Origin of the sequence: Tenacibaculum sp. MAR_2010_89 (assembly GCF_900105985.1) — a bacterium.
GTDB classification, from domain to species: Bacteria; Bacteroidota; Bacteroidia; order Flavobacteriales; family Flavobacteriaceae; genus Polaribacter; species Polaribacter halocynthiae.
Map to the genome: position 1 here is coordinate 167,200 of NZ_FNUB01000005.1, position 17,079 is coordinate 184,278.

The following is a 17,079-nucleotide window of genomic DNA, read 5'->3' on the forward strand; positions in this document are numbered from 1 at the left end:
AGGCATTGTTATTACTTAACAAACCTACTCCAACCTATTTTTAACACAATAAGAAGCACTATAAAAACACCTATCAAGTGTATAAAGCTCCCAATAAAAAAGATACCTATAAAAATTCGTTGAATAAAATAGGTAACAATAAATGCTATGAAAATCATAATAAATAACCCTGACAATCTACTAAAACCAGGTATTCGTTGTAACGGGATTGTTTTTTTTATGATTAATAACAATACAATCATAGCTATAATTGGCAAATAATAAGTTACCACTTGAAGAGTTATCAAGTTTTGGCCTAAGAAGAAAAAATTATAAACCACTAAAATTATCGATAACAATCCTGGTATTACAGCTGCATATATTAAAATTGTGTATAAATAATTGATCGGAGCTTTAAAATCCTGTGCCTTAACAAACAGCAATCCACATAAAGAAATAATAAGTAATGTAACGTAGTAATTAATAATTATATTAGATTTATCACTAAGTAAGTTTATAATATCTTGTACAGTCATTTGAAGTAATTTACTTGTGTTTTATAGCTCTATTAAGGTTAAAAAAAATGATTCAGCAATATACTTATAAAAAAATTAGGGAATATTTGTTACTTTTAATCTATGAAAAACGCAATCACACTTCTTGCTTTACTTTTATCAATTTTATCTTTCTCCCAAGAATTAACTGGACTCGAATTACTAGAGAAATCTATTCAATATCATGATCCAAATAATAAATGGAAAACATTTAAGGGCACATTATGGGTGAATATGGTTACTCCTAATTCTCCAATTCGAAATAGTGAAATTACAATTGACCTACCGTCTGATTATTTTTATTTAAAAGCTTTTAAAAATAAAAATACTACAGAGTATTCTATCAACAAAGGTATTTGTAAAATCGAATTTAATAAGAAAATCAACCTCTCAGAAAAAACAAAAAAAGAACACAATCTAAGCTGTAAACGAGCTAATCTTTATAAAAATTATTACACCTACTTATATGGTCTTCCAATGAAACTAAAAGATAAAGGAACTATAATTCACAATAAAACAACGCGAAAAAATTTTAAAGGACAAGACTATATCGTTTTAAAGGTTACTTATGAAAAAGACGTTGGCAAAGATACTTGGTATTTCTATTTTAATCCTACAACGTATTCCATGGAAGTTTATCAGTTTTTTAAAAACACTAAAGATAGTGGTGAGTATATATTATTGTCAGAAGAAGAGATTATTAATGATATTAAAATGCCTAAAAATAGAGCTTGGTATTACAATAAAAACAACAAGTATTTAGGAAGTGATATTTTAGAAAAAAGCAACTCGATTTAAATTAACTATGCCTAATACTAAAACGTTATTTAAAAAAATACTTATTTGGAGGTACAAAAACATTTCTGAACGTCAGTTTATTTATGTTTTAAGTATTTTAGTTGGTTTTTTGGCTGGAATTGGCACACTAATTCTAAAAAACTTAACCTACTTTTTTCAATATATTTTAGAAGGAAAGTTTATAAAAGATATTCATTATTCTTTGTATTTTATCTTTCCAATTATAGGATTATTCTTAGTTTACTATATTAAAAATAAAATTATTAAAAAGGAAATTGGTCATGGTATCTCAACAACTTTGCATGCTATTTCCAAACGTAGCGGAATTATTGAACAATATAAAATATACGCTTCACTTATTACAGCACCAATAACTGTTGGCTTCGGTGGATCTGTTGGTTTGCAAGGCCCTTCTGTAAGCACTGGAGCAGCGCTAGGATCTGGAATAGCACAGCTGTTTCATATGAACACCAAAACTAGAATGTTACTAATTGGATGTGCAACAGCTGGAGCAGTATCATCTATGTTTAAAGCCCCAGTTGCTGCTATTATTTTTGCTGTTGAAATTTTTAGTTTAGATTTAGCTTTTGCATCTCTCATCCCTCTTTTATTAGCTTCAGTTTCTGGAGTTATTGTTTCTTATTTTTTCTTAGGAAAAGATGTTTTATTAGGATTTAAACTCCAAGACGACTTTTTAATTAACGATCTATTTTTCTACATTTTATTAGGCTTAGGAACTGGTATCGCATCTGTATATTTTTCTAAAATTTATTTTAAAATCACTCGTTTTTTTAACCACTTCAAAAGTGATTTTCACAAATTGATTATTGGTGCTTTTGCTATTGGTTTTATGTTATATTTAATACCACCTTTGTACGGTGAAGGTTATAATATAATTAATAGCTTATTAGAACACAATGCTCAAGAAGCACTTAACGACCTTCCTTATGAAATTGATTTTAACAACGTTTGGATAGTTGTTCTTTTTTTACTTTTAATAACAGTCTTTAAAGCTATTGCAATGACCACTACTTTTGCTGCTGGTGGAGTAGGAGGAATTTTTATACCTACCTTAGTAATGGGGAGTGCACTAGGTAATGTATTTGCTAAAATTATAAATGAGTTAGGTGGTCAAGTTTCTGAAAGTAACTTTACATTAATTGGAATGAGCGGCCTAATGGCAGGCGTACTACATGCTCCTTTAACTGCTATTTTTTTAATTGCAGAAATTACTGGTGGTTACGATCTTTTTGTCCCTTTAATGCTTGTAGTTGCTATATCTTTCGCCTTAACAAAATACTTCGTTTCAAACTCAATATACACAATAGAACTAGCAAAAAGAGGGGAACTTATTACGCATAATAAAGATAAGAATGTGATGATGATGATGCGTATCGATAAATTAATTGAAAAAAACTTTAAAATAATTCACCCAGAAATGACACTAGGAAAAATGCTAAAAGAAGCCGTTGCAAAATCATCAAGAAATATTTTTCCTGTTTTAGACAATGAACATCGTTTTTTAGGTATTGTTTTATTAGACGATATTCGTCCGTTAATGTTTGAACAAGAAATGTATGACACGCTAACAATTCAAGTACTTATGAAAAGTGCTCCAGCTATTATTTTTCATGATGATAGTATTGAAAAAGTAATGCAGAAATTTAAAGAAAGCGGCGCATGGAATTTACCCGTTATCAAAAACAAAAAATATATTGGTTTTATTTCTAAATCTAAACTACTATCTGCCTACAGAACTAAATTAATTGAACTTACTGTTTAATAGAAAATAACTAAGCAAACAATGTTGCAAAAGCCTCTTCAATCTTCCCTACTAAAACAAGCTTAATATTATGGTTTTTTAAAGTGATTTTATTATATTTTGAAGCAACAAAAGTTTTATATCCTAATTTTTCTGCCTCTATAATACGTTGATCAATTTTAGATACTGGTCTAATTTCTCCAGCCAAACCAACTTCAGCCGCAAAACAAACATTCGGATTAATAGCTAAATCTTGATTTGATGATAAAATTGCCGCAACTACTGCCAAATCAATTGCCGGATCATCTACTTGAATTCCACCAGTTATATTTAAAAACACATCTTTAGCTCCCAATTTAAAGCCAGCTCGTTTTTCTAATACTGCCAAAATCATATTTAAGCGCTTTAAATTATATCCTGTTGTAGAACGTTGTGGCGTTCCATAAACAGCCGTACTCACCAATGCTTGAATTTCTATCATAAGTGGACGAACACCTTCTAATGTAGAAGCTATTGCTGTTCCACTTAAATCAGCATCTTTTTTTGAAATTAATATTTCTGAAGGATTTGAAACTTCTCTCAACCCAGTAGATAACATTTCATAAATTCCTAATTCAGCTGTAGACCCGAAACGGTTTTTTTGCGAACGTAAAATCCTATAAGTATGATTCCTATCACCTTCAAATTGCAATACCACATCTACCATATGTTCAAGAATCTTTGGCCCAGCAATATGCCCTTCTTTATTTATATGACCAATCAATAAAACTGGAGTAGCAGTTTCTTTAGCAAATTTAATTAACTCTGCTGATGTTTCTCGTATTTGTGAAATACTTCCTGGAGAAGCTTCAATAGAATTTGTATGTAATGTTTGAATAGAATCTATTACCAAAACATCGGGTTGTACTTCTTCGATATTTTTAAAAATCTGTTGAGTTTTGGTTTCTGTAAGAATTAAACAGTTAGAGTTTTTCATATCTAATCGTTCTGCTCGCATTTTTATTTGCGATTGACTTTCTTCACCAGATACATACAAAACTTTCTGTGGGATTTGTAACGCAATTTGTAATAACAAAGTAGATTTACCAATTCCTGGTTCACCTCCTAATAACACAACTGCACCTTTTACCAATCCACCACCTAAAACTGTATCTAGCTCTTTATTTTTAGTACCAAAGCGCTCTTCAGGATTCAACTGTATTTCTTCAACTCGTAATGGCTTTGACACCCTTCTTTGAGTGTTATCAGTTGTCTTCCAACTTCTTTTCTCTTCTTTTTGCAGTACTTCTTCTACAATTGTATTCCATTGTTTACAAGTATTACATTGCCCCACCCATTGAGCATGTTGGGTTCCACAATTTTGACAGAAAAAAGTAGTTTTGGTTTTGGCCATTCTAGTTGTAAGATTTACCTACAAAGAAAAGAAAACTATTTGTTTTTATTATAAATCGGCAATAGTAAAAATGCCAATCCACCAAAAACAATAATCATAGCAGTTTGAGCAGTCCACATAATCCAACCAAAAGCATTTGCTGGCTCTTCAGGAATACCAAATAAAGCAAAAGCACCTGCTACAGCTATAGGATATAAACCTACACCTCCATTGGTAGCAGCAATACTAAATCCTCCTGCTATAAAACCAATCAGTATAGCTCCAAACGGAACATTTAAACTTTCTATTGCAGGAATCGTAGCCCAAAACATAGCCACATACATTGCCCAAATAAAAACAGTATGAAAAATAAATGCCCACTTATTTTTCATTTTAAAAATACTAGTAGCTCCTTCAACCAAACCAGTAACAAAATTCTTGATTTTTAAACCAATTCCTGAATTTGCTTTTTTAACAAACTGTGAAAAAATTAGAAAACCTATTATTAAAACACTAAGTAGTATTACAATTTTTACTGGTGAAAAATTCTTTGTGAGTAATTCATAAATAAAATCAAACTGAACAAACAAAGTAATGCAAATAATTAATAACATCATTATTAGATCAGCTATTCTCTCAGCCACAATAGTTCCAAAACCTTTCTCAAATGGTATTTTTTCATAGTTCGCCATCACTGCAGCCCTAGAAACCTCGCCTGCTCTTGGCACTGCGTAATTCACTAAATAAGCAACCAAAACCGCCATGGTACTATTACCAAAATCAGGTTTATAACCCATTGGCTCTAGTAAAAACTTCCACCTATACGCTCTAGATAAATGGCTTAATATTCCAAAAAACAACCCTAAAGCAATCCACCAATAATTTGCACTTTTAAAATACTCAAATAAAGTATCTATAGACACTTTAGATAATGAATACCAAACTAAAAAACCTCCCAAAACGAGAGGTATTATAACTTTTAATATCTTTTTTAAACCCACTTCTAATTAAGTAAATTAGTTTCTTCATTTGGAAAAACTAATTGCGGTTTGAATTTTTTAGCTTCTTCTAACTCTAAAAAACCATACACAATTAAAATTAACACATCTCCTTTAGCAACTTTTCTTGCAGCTGCACCATTTAGAGTAATCTCTCCACTTTTTCTTGGCCCTGGTATTGCATAAGTTTCCAAACGTTCACCATTATTATTATTAACAATCTGAACACGTTCTCCTTCTATAATACCTGCAGCATCCATTAAATCTTCATCAATGGTTATGCTTCCTATATAATTTAAATCAGCACCTGTAACTTTTACACGGTGGATTTTAGATTTTACTACTTGTACTAACATACTACAAAAATAGTTGTTTTTAATGATTAACGATTTGTTTTCTAATGAATTTATTTTAATCCAACATTATCAATCAAACGAATATCTCCAGCAAAAACAGCTATAAACGCTCTGTATTTCTTTTTCGCTTCGATATTTTTCGGAGTTTGCAACGTATTTTCGTCAGCAATAGTGAAATATTCTAACTCTAATAAAGGCTCTTTTTTAAATTGCTTTTTCACCCACTTTGTTAACTCTTCAATATCTTTTGCTCCAAATTTCTTCTTTGCTTTCTTTAAAGTCTTGTATATAAAGGGAGCTATTTCTCGATGTTCTTTAGTTAACCTTGCGTTTCTAGAGCTCATGGCTAAACCATCATCTTCTCTATAAATAGGTCTTCCTTTTATCTTTACAGGAAGATCATATTTTTCTGCAAGTTTTTTAACTATTTGTAGTTGTTGAAAATCTTTTTTTCCAAAATAAGCTGTATTTGGCATTACTATTTCAAGAAGAGCTTTTACTATGGTTCCCACACCGTCAAAATGACCTTCTCGAAATTTACCTTCCATTTCATGTTCCAAACCGTCAAAATTGAATTTCTCAGAGCTTATATTGTTATCATAAATCTCTTCCACTGAAGGCACAAATAAAACATCACAGGCTACACTCTCAAGTAATTCCTTGTCGTTCTCTAATGTTTGTGGGTATTTTTTTAAATCTTCATTGCTATCAAACTGAGTTGGATTTACAAAAATACTTACCACAGCTATGTCGTTTTTTTCTTTCGCTCTTTTAACAAGTGATAAATGCCCTTGGTGTAAAGCACCCATTGTAGGCACAAATCCAATTGACTTAGCCCTTTCTTTTTGTTCAGCTAAAAACGCTTTTAATTCTAATTTTGTGTTAAATATATTCATTGCCTATTCATTGAAATGCATGCAAAATTAGCAATTTAACATCATTTTAGCATAAAAATTCGTATTTTTGCATCCTCATACAAAGAGTTCGATTTAATGAAGGATAAGAGAATATTATATGTTTCATCTGAGGTGATACCATATTTACCAGAAACAGAATTATCGTCAACTGCATTTAACGTTGCAAAACAAGCACATTCTAAGGGGGTTCAAACACGTATTTTTATGCCTCGTTTTGGGGTAATCAATGAACGAAGACATCAATTACATGAAGTTATTCGTTTATCTGGTATGAACTTAATCATTAACGACATGGATATGCCATTAATTATAAAAGTGGCTTCTATTCCTAAAGAACGAATGCAAGTTTACTTTATTGATAATGATGAATACTTCAAGCGTAAAGCCGTTTACTCTGATGAAGATGATCAATTATTCAATGATAATGATGAGCGTATGATCTTTTTCGCCAAAGGCGTTATTGAAACTGTAAAAAAATTAAATTGGGCACCAGACATTATTCATGTTCATGGATGGATGGCTTCCTTACTACCATTATATTTAAGAGAATTTTATAAAGAAGAACCATTATTTACTGAAAGTAAGATTGTAACTTCGCTTTATAATAATGGTTTTAAAGGTGAACTAAATAACGAACTTGCAAAAAAAGTTTGTTTTGACAAAATTAATAAAGACAAAACAACCGTATTTGAAACACCTAACCATATTAACATACTAAAAAGTGCTATTGAAAATTCAGATGCAATAGTAAAAGGTAGTGAAACATTACCTAATGAAATTGAAGACTTTATTGGAAACAATGATACAAAAGTTTTAGAATTTCAATCTGAAGAAAATTTAACAGAAGCATATTTAGAATTTTATAAAGAAAACGTTTTAGAATTAAGCGAATAAGAATGGTTAGAAAAATTGGTATTTTAGGTGTAAGCTTACTTTGTTTAGCTTCTATTATCTCGTGCGAAAAAGATCTTAATGATATTGGTACTGGTATTGTTAAAAACACAAAATTTAATACAAATCAAATTGACCTGGAGCTAGAAATTACTCCAGTAGATTTAGAAGTTGATTCAAATGGTAATCCATCTGCTATTAGAGCAGACAACATTAATACAGCTGTTTCTGAGTATTGGCTAGGAGTTTATAATAGTAAAGATTATAAAACTGTAGAATCATCATTCATTAGTCAGTTAGGTTTTGTAACCGACCTTAAAACACTAGATACTAATCCCGTAGCAAAAGATGGTGATATAGATTCAGTTTTTATTTTAGACAAAGTAATATTAAAGTTACCATATAGGGCTACAAGTAAAGGGAAAGAAAGTGACGGAAAGCCTAAATTTCATTTAGATTCTGTTCTTGGAGATCCAACTATAGCTACAAGCTTAAAAATTATCAAAAACGGTACATTTTTAAATACATTTGATCCAACAAACCCGTCAAAAAACAATTCTTTTTTATCTAATCATACCTATATAGAAGATGAAGTCCTAAATGAAGACCCTAATTTTAGTTTTAAACCAAATACTAGAGATACTATGTATGTATTTACACGATCTACTAGTACTGGTGTTACATTTAAAGACACTATAAAATTAAGTAACAAAGCTCCTTTCATAACAGTTCCTTTAAAAATGAACAGAATGAAAGAACTTTTTTGGGACAAATTTAACGATAGTGAATTTTCTTCATCACAAGCTTTAAACGAATACTTTAGAGGCATCTATGCAAAAGTAGAAGGTAGTAACGGGTCAATGGTTCCATTAAGTTTATTAGGAACTAGTGAGTCAGCAAGTTTAGAGTTTTATTACACAATTACTCGTTTTGAAAAGAAAGAAGGAATAACAAATTCTGTATACAAAGACACTGTTCCAACCAAATTTTCTTTTCCTTTAGCTGGTGTTCGTAATTCTAAATACAAAATGTCTGCTGCAACTAATAGCATTCCTTCTAATAATTTTGTTATTCAAGGAACTACTGGTTCTATGGCTAATGTTAAAGTTTTAGGCGTTAATTTAGGTAAATTAAAACTTAATGACCCTAACAATACAATTTTGAAACATGAAGCAAAAGACAATAATGGTGATGGTTATTTAGATTTAAAAGAATTATCAAACATTAAAGACCTTGCTAATGATCAATATGGCTTATTAGTTAACGATGCTGTTTTATCTTTTTATATAAACCAAACTGTTAATACTGATAAAAATATTTTACCTCAAAAACTACACCTTTATCTTAATAAAGACAATGGAAGTGGAGGCATAACTCCAACACAAATTTCAGATACATATAAAGAGTCTAACACCTATGGTGGTAACTTAATTTTATCTGATGACAAACCAGAAAGATACACTTTTAGAATTACCGATTATGTAGCTAGTTTATTTGACAAAACTTCTACTGATTTCGCACCTCTTGTTTTAAAAGTTTACAACAACCCCACTGATGCTTCTCTTAAAAATAGAGCGATAGATCTTAATGTTGAGTCTTACAATTGGAACCCTAGAGGGGTTACCATTTTAGATGAAAACGAAGCTGCTAACGGAACAAAAAGAGCAGTTTTAAAAATTTCATATTCAGAAAAAAAATAAAGAATTGATATGTGTGGTATAACAGGTTACATAGGCTATAGAGATGCTTATCCGATAGTAATTAATGGTTTAAAAAGACTAGAATACAGAGGGTATGATAGTGCTGGAATTATGATGTATGATGGAGAGAAAATGCATTTATCAAAAACCAAAGGTAAAGTTTCAGACTTAGAAGTAATTACCAATAATGATGACTCTAAAAAAGAAGGAAAAATAGGAATTGGACACACTCGTTGGGCAACTCACGGAGTTCCTAATAATACAAATTCTCACCCTCATTTTTCTCAATCTGGAAATTTAGTTATCGTTCATAATGGTATTATTGAAAACTATGATACTATAAAAAAAGAATTAATCTCTCGTGGATATAGCTTTCAAAGCGATACTGATACTGAAGTTTTAGTTAACTTAATTGAAGAAGTTAAAAAAAATGAAGGTTGTAAATTAGGAAAAGCGGTTCAAGTAGCATTAACAAGTGTTATTGGAGCTTATGCTATTGCTGTTTTCGATAAAACAAAACCAACCGAATTAATTGTTGCAAGACTAGGAAGCCCAATAGCGATTGGTGTTGGGAAAGATAATGAAGAGTTTTTTGTTGCTTCTGATGCTTCTCCATTTATTGAATACACCAAAAACGCTATTTACCTAGAAGATGGTGAATTAGCTATTATCAAAAAAGATAAAGGTATTAAAGTTCGTAAAATTGACAACGATAAAGAAGTTGATACCGATATACAAGAACTTCAATTAAACTTAGAGCAAATAGAAAAAGGTGGCTATGACCACTTCATGCTTAAAGAAATTTACGAGCAACCAAAAGCAATAACAGATACTTATAGAGGTAGAATGTTAGCGAATGAAGGTGTAATTCGTATGGCTGGTATTGATGATAATATTTCTAAGTTCTTAAACGCTGATAGAATTATTATTATAGCTTGTGGTACTTCATGGCATGCTGGATTAGTAGGTGAATATCTTTTTGAAGATATGGCTAGAATACCTGTAGAAGTTGAATATGCTTCAGAATTTAGATACAGAAACCCTATAATTACTCCAAAAGATGTGGTTATTGCAATTTCACAATCAGGAGAAACTGCTGACACTTTAGCCGCTATAAAATTAGCAAAAGCAAAAGGTGCTTTTGTTTTTGGTGTATGTAATGTTGTAGGTTCATCAATTGCTAGAGAAACTCATGCTGGTGCGTATACACACGCAGGGCCAGAAATAGGTGTTGCTTCAACAAAAGCATTCACTACTCAAATCACTGTGCTTTCTTTAATTTCATTAAAATTAGCAAAAGCAAAAGGAACATTATCTACTTCTGCTGTTAACAATTACTTACAAACACTACAACAAATCCCATCTCAAGTTGAAAAACTTTTAGAAATTGATCCTGTTGTCAAAGAAATTGCGTCTGTATATAAAGATGCTAAAAACTGTTTATACCTAGGTAGAGGGTTTAATTTCCCTGTTGCTTTAGAAGGTGCTTTAAAGTTAAAAGAGATTTCTTACATTCATGCTGAAGGTTACCCTGCTGCTGAGATGAAACATGGACCTATTGCTTTAATTGATGAAAATATGCCTGTTTTTGTTATAGCAACAAGTAAAGGACACTACGAAAAAGTAGTTAGTAATATTCAAGAAATAAAATCTAGAAGCGGTAAAATTGTAGCTATTGTCACTGAAGGTGATGTAACAGTTAAAGAGATTGCTGATCATGTTATCGAGATTCCAGATACTGAAGAAGCATTTACTCCTTTACTAACCACTATTCCATTTCAATTACTGTCTTATCACATAGCAGTAATGTTAGATAAGAATGTAGATCAACCTAGAAATTTAGCAAAGTCGGTTACTGTAGAGTAGTTCACTTTCATTAAAAAAATAATTAAAAGTCTCAGAATTCTATTTTCTGAGACTTTTTTTATTGAAAGTTAAATACACAGGAAAATGATCTGAAAAACCACCTTCATACCATGGACCAATATATGTTCTAAAGGGACTACCTTTAAATTTACCTTTATAAATTCTCATCCAAGGTTTCTTGAAAATTTTAGCCTTCGAAAAAATTAAGCTACTTTCATCATTATCAAAATTATTTGATATAATTATCTGATCAAATAAGTGCCATTCGTTATAAAAAGTTGAAGTTCCATTATTTTTTTTATGCATAGTATACATAGGGTTGTAAAATTCATTAGTTACAAGATGTTTTTTAACACTCTCACTTGATGGATCATCATTAAAATCTCCCATAATAATAAACTTAGATTCAACTTTTTCTTCACTCTTTATTTCTTCTATAACTTCATGAACTAACTTTGCTGCCTTAATTCTTTTATGTTGAGTTTTATCCTCTCCATCTCTCCTTGACGGCCAATGATTAACTAAAACATGCACTAAATCACCGTTTAAAACTCCTTTAACCACTAGTAAATCCCTGGTGTAATCATGATTTCCATCAGTATCGCTTAAATGTAATGGATGCGTTTTTGATGATAAAACAGTAAATAAGTCATTCTTATATAGCATTGCAACATCAATACCTCTTTCATCAGGTGAATTGTAATGTATATAACTATAATTATGATTTATAAGATTTTTATGCCTTATTAAATCTTTCAACACTTTAGCATTTTCAACTTCTACTAAACCAATTATAGCTGGAGCATACTTTGATTCTTGAGCACCTAAAAGAGGTAATATTGAGCTAATTTTTTTTATTTTATGTCTATATCTATTTTTATTCCATTTCTTCTTTCCTTTTGGAGTAAAGTCATTATCCATTGTTAATGGATTATCAATGGTATCAAATAAATTTTCAACATTATAAAAAGCAACTGTAAGAGTGTTTTTTCGTTTATTTCTAGACATTTAATCAAAAAAATTTCATCTAATTTACAAAGTAAATATTACAATTAAACATTGTGATAACACAAAGTATTGAAAAATTTTTATTAATTTTTTTTAAAAAAATATCAAATCAATAAAACTATACAACAACAATTTAATTATTAACTATAAATGTAAATAAAAAACAAGCATAACTCAATGTTAAGTAATTGTTATGCAACACTATAAAGAGTATTAAATAACATAAAAAACATTTTTACATAACACAAAAAACAAACTATAAACAACTAATACACAGTATTTTTACACCATAAAATAAACAGAATATTTAACCCTCTATTTATAAAAACCAAGAAAGATGAGAAAATTTGTTTTATTAGTATTTGTTGCTTTGATGAATGTCTCAGCATTTGCAATTAATGAAAATCCAGTAAAAGAAGAAATCAGAACCAACATTGTAAAATTATTAGGAAAAGTAGATTTTACTATTGAGAAAGATGTTAAAACTACTATAGATTTCTTAGTAAACAAAAAAGGTGAAGTAGTTATTTTAGACGTAGATTGTGCTAGTCCAGAAGTTTGTGCTTACATTAAAAGTAAACTAAATTACAAAAGAGTGTATAAAAACATAAAAAAATCAGTACAAATATATAAAATGCCTTTAAAGATCGTTAGAAGTTAATTAATGAAAGTTGTGTATAATTAAAACCTCGCAAAGTCGAGGTTTTTTTATACTTTTTTTATAACGCTAGTTACCACACCCCATATAACAAAATTATTTTCCTTTGTTATTTTAATAACAGGATAGTCAGGATTCTCTGGTTGTAGCCATACATTGACTCCCTCAACTCTTAATCGTTTAACAGTAAATTCACCATCTAAAAAACATACTGCTATTTTGTTATTTGTTGGTTCAATACTTCTATCAATAACCAATAAGTCATTATCATCTAATCCTGCCCCTATCATAGATTGACCACTAACTCTCGCAAAAAAAGTTGCTTCTTTGTTCTTAATTAATTCTTCATCTAAAGAAATACGAGTCTCTTTAAAATCATCAGCGGGCGAAGGAAATCCTGCAGAAATCCCTATATCTATGTACACTGAACCCTCATTTTTCAAGTCTTTAATAGAAAAAAAAGTTAATGCTTTAGATGCTTTCATATTATTTTACTTTAATAATTTGATTAATATTCGTTGTAAACTTTGGAGACAAATGTTCTTGACGCATTTTCCAAGTACGTTTTAAATCTTGACTAGCTAATTTTATTGCATCTGATTTAAACTTTCTATTTACAGTATCTATTACCTTCATTAAAGGTTTATGTTTTGGGTTCTCCATTTCAAAAAAGTTTAATTGAAAATTTTCATCTGGTACTAGACCTGTAACTATAACGCCAGCTCTTTTATAATTTACACCTTTTTTAAAAATTGTCTCAACAGCGTTAACAGCCTCTTTGCTAATTATTAAAGATGAATTTGTTGGATGCGAAAAAACAATTGACTTACTAGCCCGATATCTTTCATTTTCTTTTTCATGTTTATTACTATTTAAAGATACAATAACCATATGACAACATGAATTTTGCTTTCGTAATTTTTCAGAACAAGACATTGCAAAAGTAGCAATACGCTCTTTTATATTGGCCAAATCAGAAAAGGTATATTCAAAACTTCTTGTAGTAGCAATAGCCTTTTTATTTAACACATCCTCTAATTTCAAAACAGATTTACCTCTTAAATCTTGCTGTAACTTCCACTCAGTTATAGAAAAATTTTTTCGCACCCATTCACTATCTAATTCTGCAAAATCTAATGCCTTAAAACAACCTTTCTCTTTTAGCCTTTTTTGAAGACGATAACCTATTCCCCAAACTTTTTCTATAGGCATCCATTTTAAAGCCTTCATCCTTTTCTCTTCAGAATCTATAACATAAACACCATTCGTTTCTTCAGGAAAACTTCTTGCTATTTTATTAGCCACTTTACTCAAAGCTTTTGTAGGAGCTATACCAACACAGGTAGGGATTCCTGTCCACATTGAAATTCGTTGTTTTATTTTTGTCCCATAATCATTGAAATTAACTTTATCAAAACCTTTAAACTCTAAAAAAGCTTCATCAATTGAATATACCTCAATATCTGGCGTAAAATTGGATAAAATATTCATTACACGTTCACTCATATCTCCATACAAAGGATAATTTGAAGACAAAACAGTAACATTATAACTTTTAAATTCCCTTTTAAATTTAAAAGCCGGTGCTCCCATAGGAATAAACTTTTTAGCCTCATCACTGCGTGAAATAACGCACCCGTCATTGTTACTTAACACAACCACAGGTTTATGAAGTAAATTCGGATTAAACACCCGCTCACAAGAAGCATAAAAATTATTACAATCAACTAAAGCAAACATCGTGTAAAGATAAGAAATTCGTACTTTTGCACTCTATGATAGAAACACGTAAGGCCATATCTGAAAAAGCGGTTTTAATTGGTATTATAACCCAACAGCAAAATGATAAACAATCTGAAGAATATTTAGATGAATTAGAATTTTTAACATCTACTGCTGGTGGTGTTACAGTAAAACGTTTTGTTCAAAAACTAGAAAAACCAAATCCTAAAACATTTTTAGGTACTGGAAAATTAGATGATGTAAAAGCATACATAGAAACTCATAATATTGGTACTGCTATTTTTGATGATGAACTTTCTCCTGCACAATTAAGAAATATAGAGAAGATTCTTGATTGTAAAATATTGGATAGAACAAATTTAATTTTAGACATCTTTGCAAACAGGGCACAAACCAGCTCCGCAAAAACTCAAGTAGAACTAGCTCAATATCAATACCTTTTGCCTAGGCTAACAAAAATGTGGACTCACCTTGACAAACAAAAAGGTGGTATTGGAATGCGCGGTCCTGGTGAAACTGAAATAGAAACAGATCGTCGTATAATTAGAGATAAAATTACCCTTTTAAAAAAGAAATTGACCACCATTGATAAACAAATGGCCGTTCAACGAAAAAACAGAGGTAAAATGGTTCGTGTAGCTCTAGTTGGTTATACCAACGTTGGAAAATCAACTTTAATGAATGTTATCAGTAAAAGCGATGTTTTTGCTGAAAATAAATTATTTGCAACACTTGATACAACTGTTAGAAAAGTAGTAATAAAAAACATTCCTTTTTTAATGACTGACACCGTTGGTTTTATAAGAAAGTTACCTACGCAATTAGTAGAGTCGTTTAAATCTACTCTTGACGAAGTTAGAGAAGCTGATTTATTATTACATGTTGTTGATATATCACATCCAAATTTTGAAGATCATATTTCTTCTGTTAATCAAATTTTAGATGAAATTGACAGCGCAGACAAACCTGCTGTTATGGTTTTTAATAAAATTGATGCTTATACACATGAAACAATAGATGATGATGATTTAATTACAGAAAAAACTAAAGCGCATTATACTCTTGAGGATTGGAAAAAAACTTGGATGAATGATTTACAGAAAGAAAGTATTTTTATTTCAGCACTCAATAAAAGTAATTTAGAAGAATTTAAAGAGAAAACATATAATGAAGTTAAAAAGATTCATATTGAACGCTTTCCGTATAACGATTTCTTATACTTAGAGTAGTTTTTTTCTTTTAACTCAACATCATATTATTAACATAAAACACCTGAAATTAGTTTTTTTAATTATTTTTCTATATCTTTAAATTATTATTTTAATATAATATTAACATTTTAAGCCCCCTAAAAATGAAAACGCTCATAAATTTAACACCTTCACAAAAAAAAGAACATCAAAAAAGTAATTTTTTAGTTTTTCAAATACAAACATATAATTATTAAAAAACTTCCTAACTAATAATTAGCAAACTAAAATACCCCCTTTTAGAATTAGTGACTATACACTAAATCTATTTTTTTAGTAAGCAAAATTTATAGGATTTAATTATAAACGTATGAGAAAACTAACCCTATTATTACTAGCCCTACTCGGTTTTCAAGTAGCATTTTCTCAAGAAGTGTGTACTTCAAAATCTGATGTAGAATCCATTAATGAAATTTCTAATGTAACAAAGTGCATAGTTACTGGCACTAACAAAATAGATGGTTCAAAAAAAGCATCTAAAGTTATTGTTGTATCTAATAGAAGTAGACATAAAAGACGTCTATTTGAAAATAAAGAAGTTCATACTGCCAACCAATTACACGCTGCTAATATCAACATCAAAGCAGAAAACAGCAACAACCAATTAAAAATAAACGACTTAAAAAGCAGAATAGCTAAAATAAACAATGCAATAGAAGAGGAAAATTCACGTAGAAAAATATCTTTTGACACTGTTGATCAAATACCACAATTCCAATCTTGTTCAGACAGTTCTTTAAGTATTGTTGATTGTTTTAATCATGAAATGCAAAAACACTTAGTTCAAAACATTGTGTACCCAGAAGACGCAATTAGAAAAAAAATTACTGGTGATATTTGGATAAGCTTTGTAATTACAAACAAAGGAACAATAAAGAATATTATTACTACTGGACCTAAAGACAGCGACTCTTTAGAAAAAGAAGCCATTAGAGTAGTTTCATTATTACCTAAATTTATTCCTGGTAAACAAAATAATAAAGATATCAATGTTACATATACATTTCCTATAAGCTTTAACCTTGATAATTCACTAGATTAAAGTTATTGAATATAATATTAAACAGAAAAGAGTCTAGTTTTTTTAATTAAAAAAACTAGACTCTTTTCTGTTTAATTAGTGAACAAGAGAATAAAAACTCATAATAAAACCTATAACACCCTATTGTAAAACCAACATAAACAACACCTTACCTATTTAGACTTTATACAAATAGCGAAATAAAG

16 protein-coding genes are annotated in these 17,079 nt (G+C 29.9%); 8 read left to right on the top strand and 8 right to left on the bottom strand.

What is annotated here, in order from left to right:
- Positions 1–11 precede the first annotated feature (11 nt).
- Positions 12–515, bottom strand: coding sequence for a hypothetical protein (locus tag BLV71_RS04430; protein ID WP_093869380.1), 504 nt, complete (start codon positions 513–515; stop codon positions 12–14).
- A gap of 102 nt (positions 516–617) precedes the next feature.
- Here BLV71_RS04430 and BLV71_RS04435 point away from each other — a divergent pair, with 102 nt between their 5' ends.
- Both BLV71_RS04435 and BLV71_RS04440 read left to right on the top strand, forming a co-directional pair.
- Positions 618–1,331: a DUF6503 family protein gene (locus BLV71_RS04435; protein ID WP_093869381.1), complete on the top strand. Its 714-nt coding sequence runs from the start codon at positions 618–620 to the stop codon at positions 1,329–1,331.
- A gap of 7 nt (positions 1,332–1,338) precedes the next feature.
- Positions 1,339–3,114 (top strand): chloride channel protein, encoded by a 1,776-nt coding sequence (locus tag BLV71_RS04440; RefSeq protein WP_093869382.1) that lies wholly within the window; start codon positions 1,339–1,341, stop codon positions 3,112–3,114.
- 10 nt (positions 3,115–3,124) lie between these two features.
- Here the strand turns inward: BLV71_RS04440 and radA are convergent, their stop codons facing one another.
- The 4 genes from radA to panC are packed head-to-tail and all read right to left on the bottom strand — an operon-like array spanning position 3,125 to position 6,715.
- Positions 3,125–4,486 carry a DNA repair protein RadA gene (radA, locus tag BLV71_RS04445; protein WP_093869383.1) on the bottom strand — a complete coding sequence of 454 codons (1,362 nt, stop codon included), beginning with the start codon at positions 4,484–4,486 and terminating at the stop codon, positions 3,125–3,127.
- A gap of 35 nt (positions 4,487–4,521) precedes the next feature.
- The gene (locus BLV71_RS04450) at positions 4,522–5,424 is read right to left on the bottom strand and encodes a lysylphosphatidylglycerol synthase transmembrane domain-containing protein (RefSeq protein ID WP_369813907.1); all 903 of its coding nucleotides are present in this window, start codon (positions 5,422–5,424) and stop codon (positions 4,522–4,524) included.
- Between the two features lie 44 nt (positions 5,425–5,468).
- Complete coding sequence (gene panD, locus BLV71_RS04455; protein ID WP_028888691.1) at positions 5,469–5,819, bottom strand: aspartate 1-decarboxylase; 351 nt, start codon at positions 5,817–5,819, stop codon at positions 5,469–5,471.
- A 50-nt stretch (positions 5,820–5,869) separates the two neighbouring features.
- Positions 5,870–6,715, bottom strand: a complete 846-nt coding sequence (gene panC / locus BLV71_RS04460) for a pantoate--beta-alanine ligase (RefSeq protein ID WP_093869385.1) — start codon at positions 6,713–6,715, stop codon at positions 5,870–5,872.
- A gap of 96 nt (positions 6,716–6,811) precedes the next feature.
- On the opposite strand from panC, the gene BLV71_RS04465 reads away from it, so the two are divergent.
- Genes BLV71_RS04465 through glmS form a run of 3 tightly spaced genes read left to right on the top strand, consistent with a single transcriptional unit; the run spans position 6,812 to position 11,193 of the window.
- Entirely contained in the window at positions 6,812–7,630 is an 819-nt protein-coding gene (locus BLV71_RS04465; RefSeq protein WP_093869386.1) for a glycogen/starch synthase, read from the top strand.
- Between the two features lie 2 nt (positions 7,631–7,632).
- Positions 7,633–9,327 carry a DUF4270 family protein gene (locus BLV71_RS04470; protein WP_093869387.1) on the top strand — a complete coding sequence of 565 codons (1,695 nt, stop codon included), beginning with the start codon at positions 7,633–7,635 and terminating at the stop codon, positions 9,325–9,327.
- 9 nt (positions 9,328–9,336) lie between these two features.
- Positions 9,337–11,193 (top strand): glutamine--fructose-6-phosphate transaminase (isomerizing), encoded by a 1,857-nt coding sequence (gene glmS, locus BLV71_RS04475; protein ID WP_093869388.1) that lies wholly within the window; start codon positions 9,337–9,339, stop codon positions 11,191–11,193.
- Between the two features lie 39 nt (positions 11,194–11,232).
- On the opposite strand, the gene BLV71_RS04480 is transcribed toward glmS, so the two are convergent.
- Positions 11,233–12,201, bottom strand: a complete 969-nt coding sequence (locus BLV71_RS04480; RefSeq protein WP_093869389.1) for an endonuclease/exonuclease/phosphatase family protein — start codon at positions 12,199–12,201, stop codon at positions 11,233–11,235.
- 337 nt (positions 12,202–12,538) lie between these two features.
- Here BLV71_RS04480 and BLV71_RS04485 point away from each other — a divergent pair, with 337 nt between their 5' ends.
- Positions 12,539–12,862: a hypothetical protein gene (locus BLV71_RS04485; RefSeq protein ID WP_093869390.1), complete on the top strand. Its 324-nt coding sequence runs from the start codon at positions 12,539–12,541 to the stop codon at positions 12,860–12,862.
- Positions 12,863–12,909: 47 nt separating this feature from the next.
- Here the strand turns inward: BLV71_RS04485 and BLV71_RS04490 are convergent, their stop codons facing one another.
- Positions 12,910–13,344, bottom strand: a complete 435-nt coding sequence (locus tag BLV71_RS04490) for a LexA family protein (RefSeq protein ID WP_093869391.1) — start codon at positions 13,342–13,344, stop codon at positions 12,910–12,912.
- 1 nt (position 13,345) lies between these two features.
- Positions 13,346–14,599, bottom strand: a complete 1,254-nt coding sequence (locus tag BLV71_RS04495) for a Y-family DNA polymerase (RefSeq protein WP_093869392.1) — start codon at positions 14,597–14,599, stop codon at positions 13,346–13,348.
- A gap of 35 nt (positions 14,600–14,634) precedes the next feature.
- Here BLV71_RS04495 and hflX point away from each other — a divergent pair, with 35 nt between their 5' ends.
- A complete protein-coding gene (gene hflX, locus BLV71_RS04500; RefSeq protein ID WP_093869393.1) occupies positions 14,635–15,831 on the top strand; it encodes a GTPase HflX in 1,197 nt (398 codons plus the stop codon).
- 331 nt (positions 15,832–16,162) lie between these two features.
- Positions 16,163–16,894 (top strand): energy transducer TonB, encoded by a 732-nt coding sequence (locus BLV71_RS04505; protein ID WP_093869394.1) that lies wholly within the window; start codon positions 16,163–16,165, stop codon positions 16,892–16,894.
- The last annotated feature ends 185 nt before the right edge of the window (positions 16,895–17,079 follow it).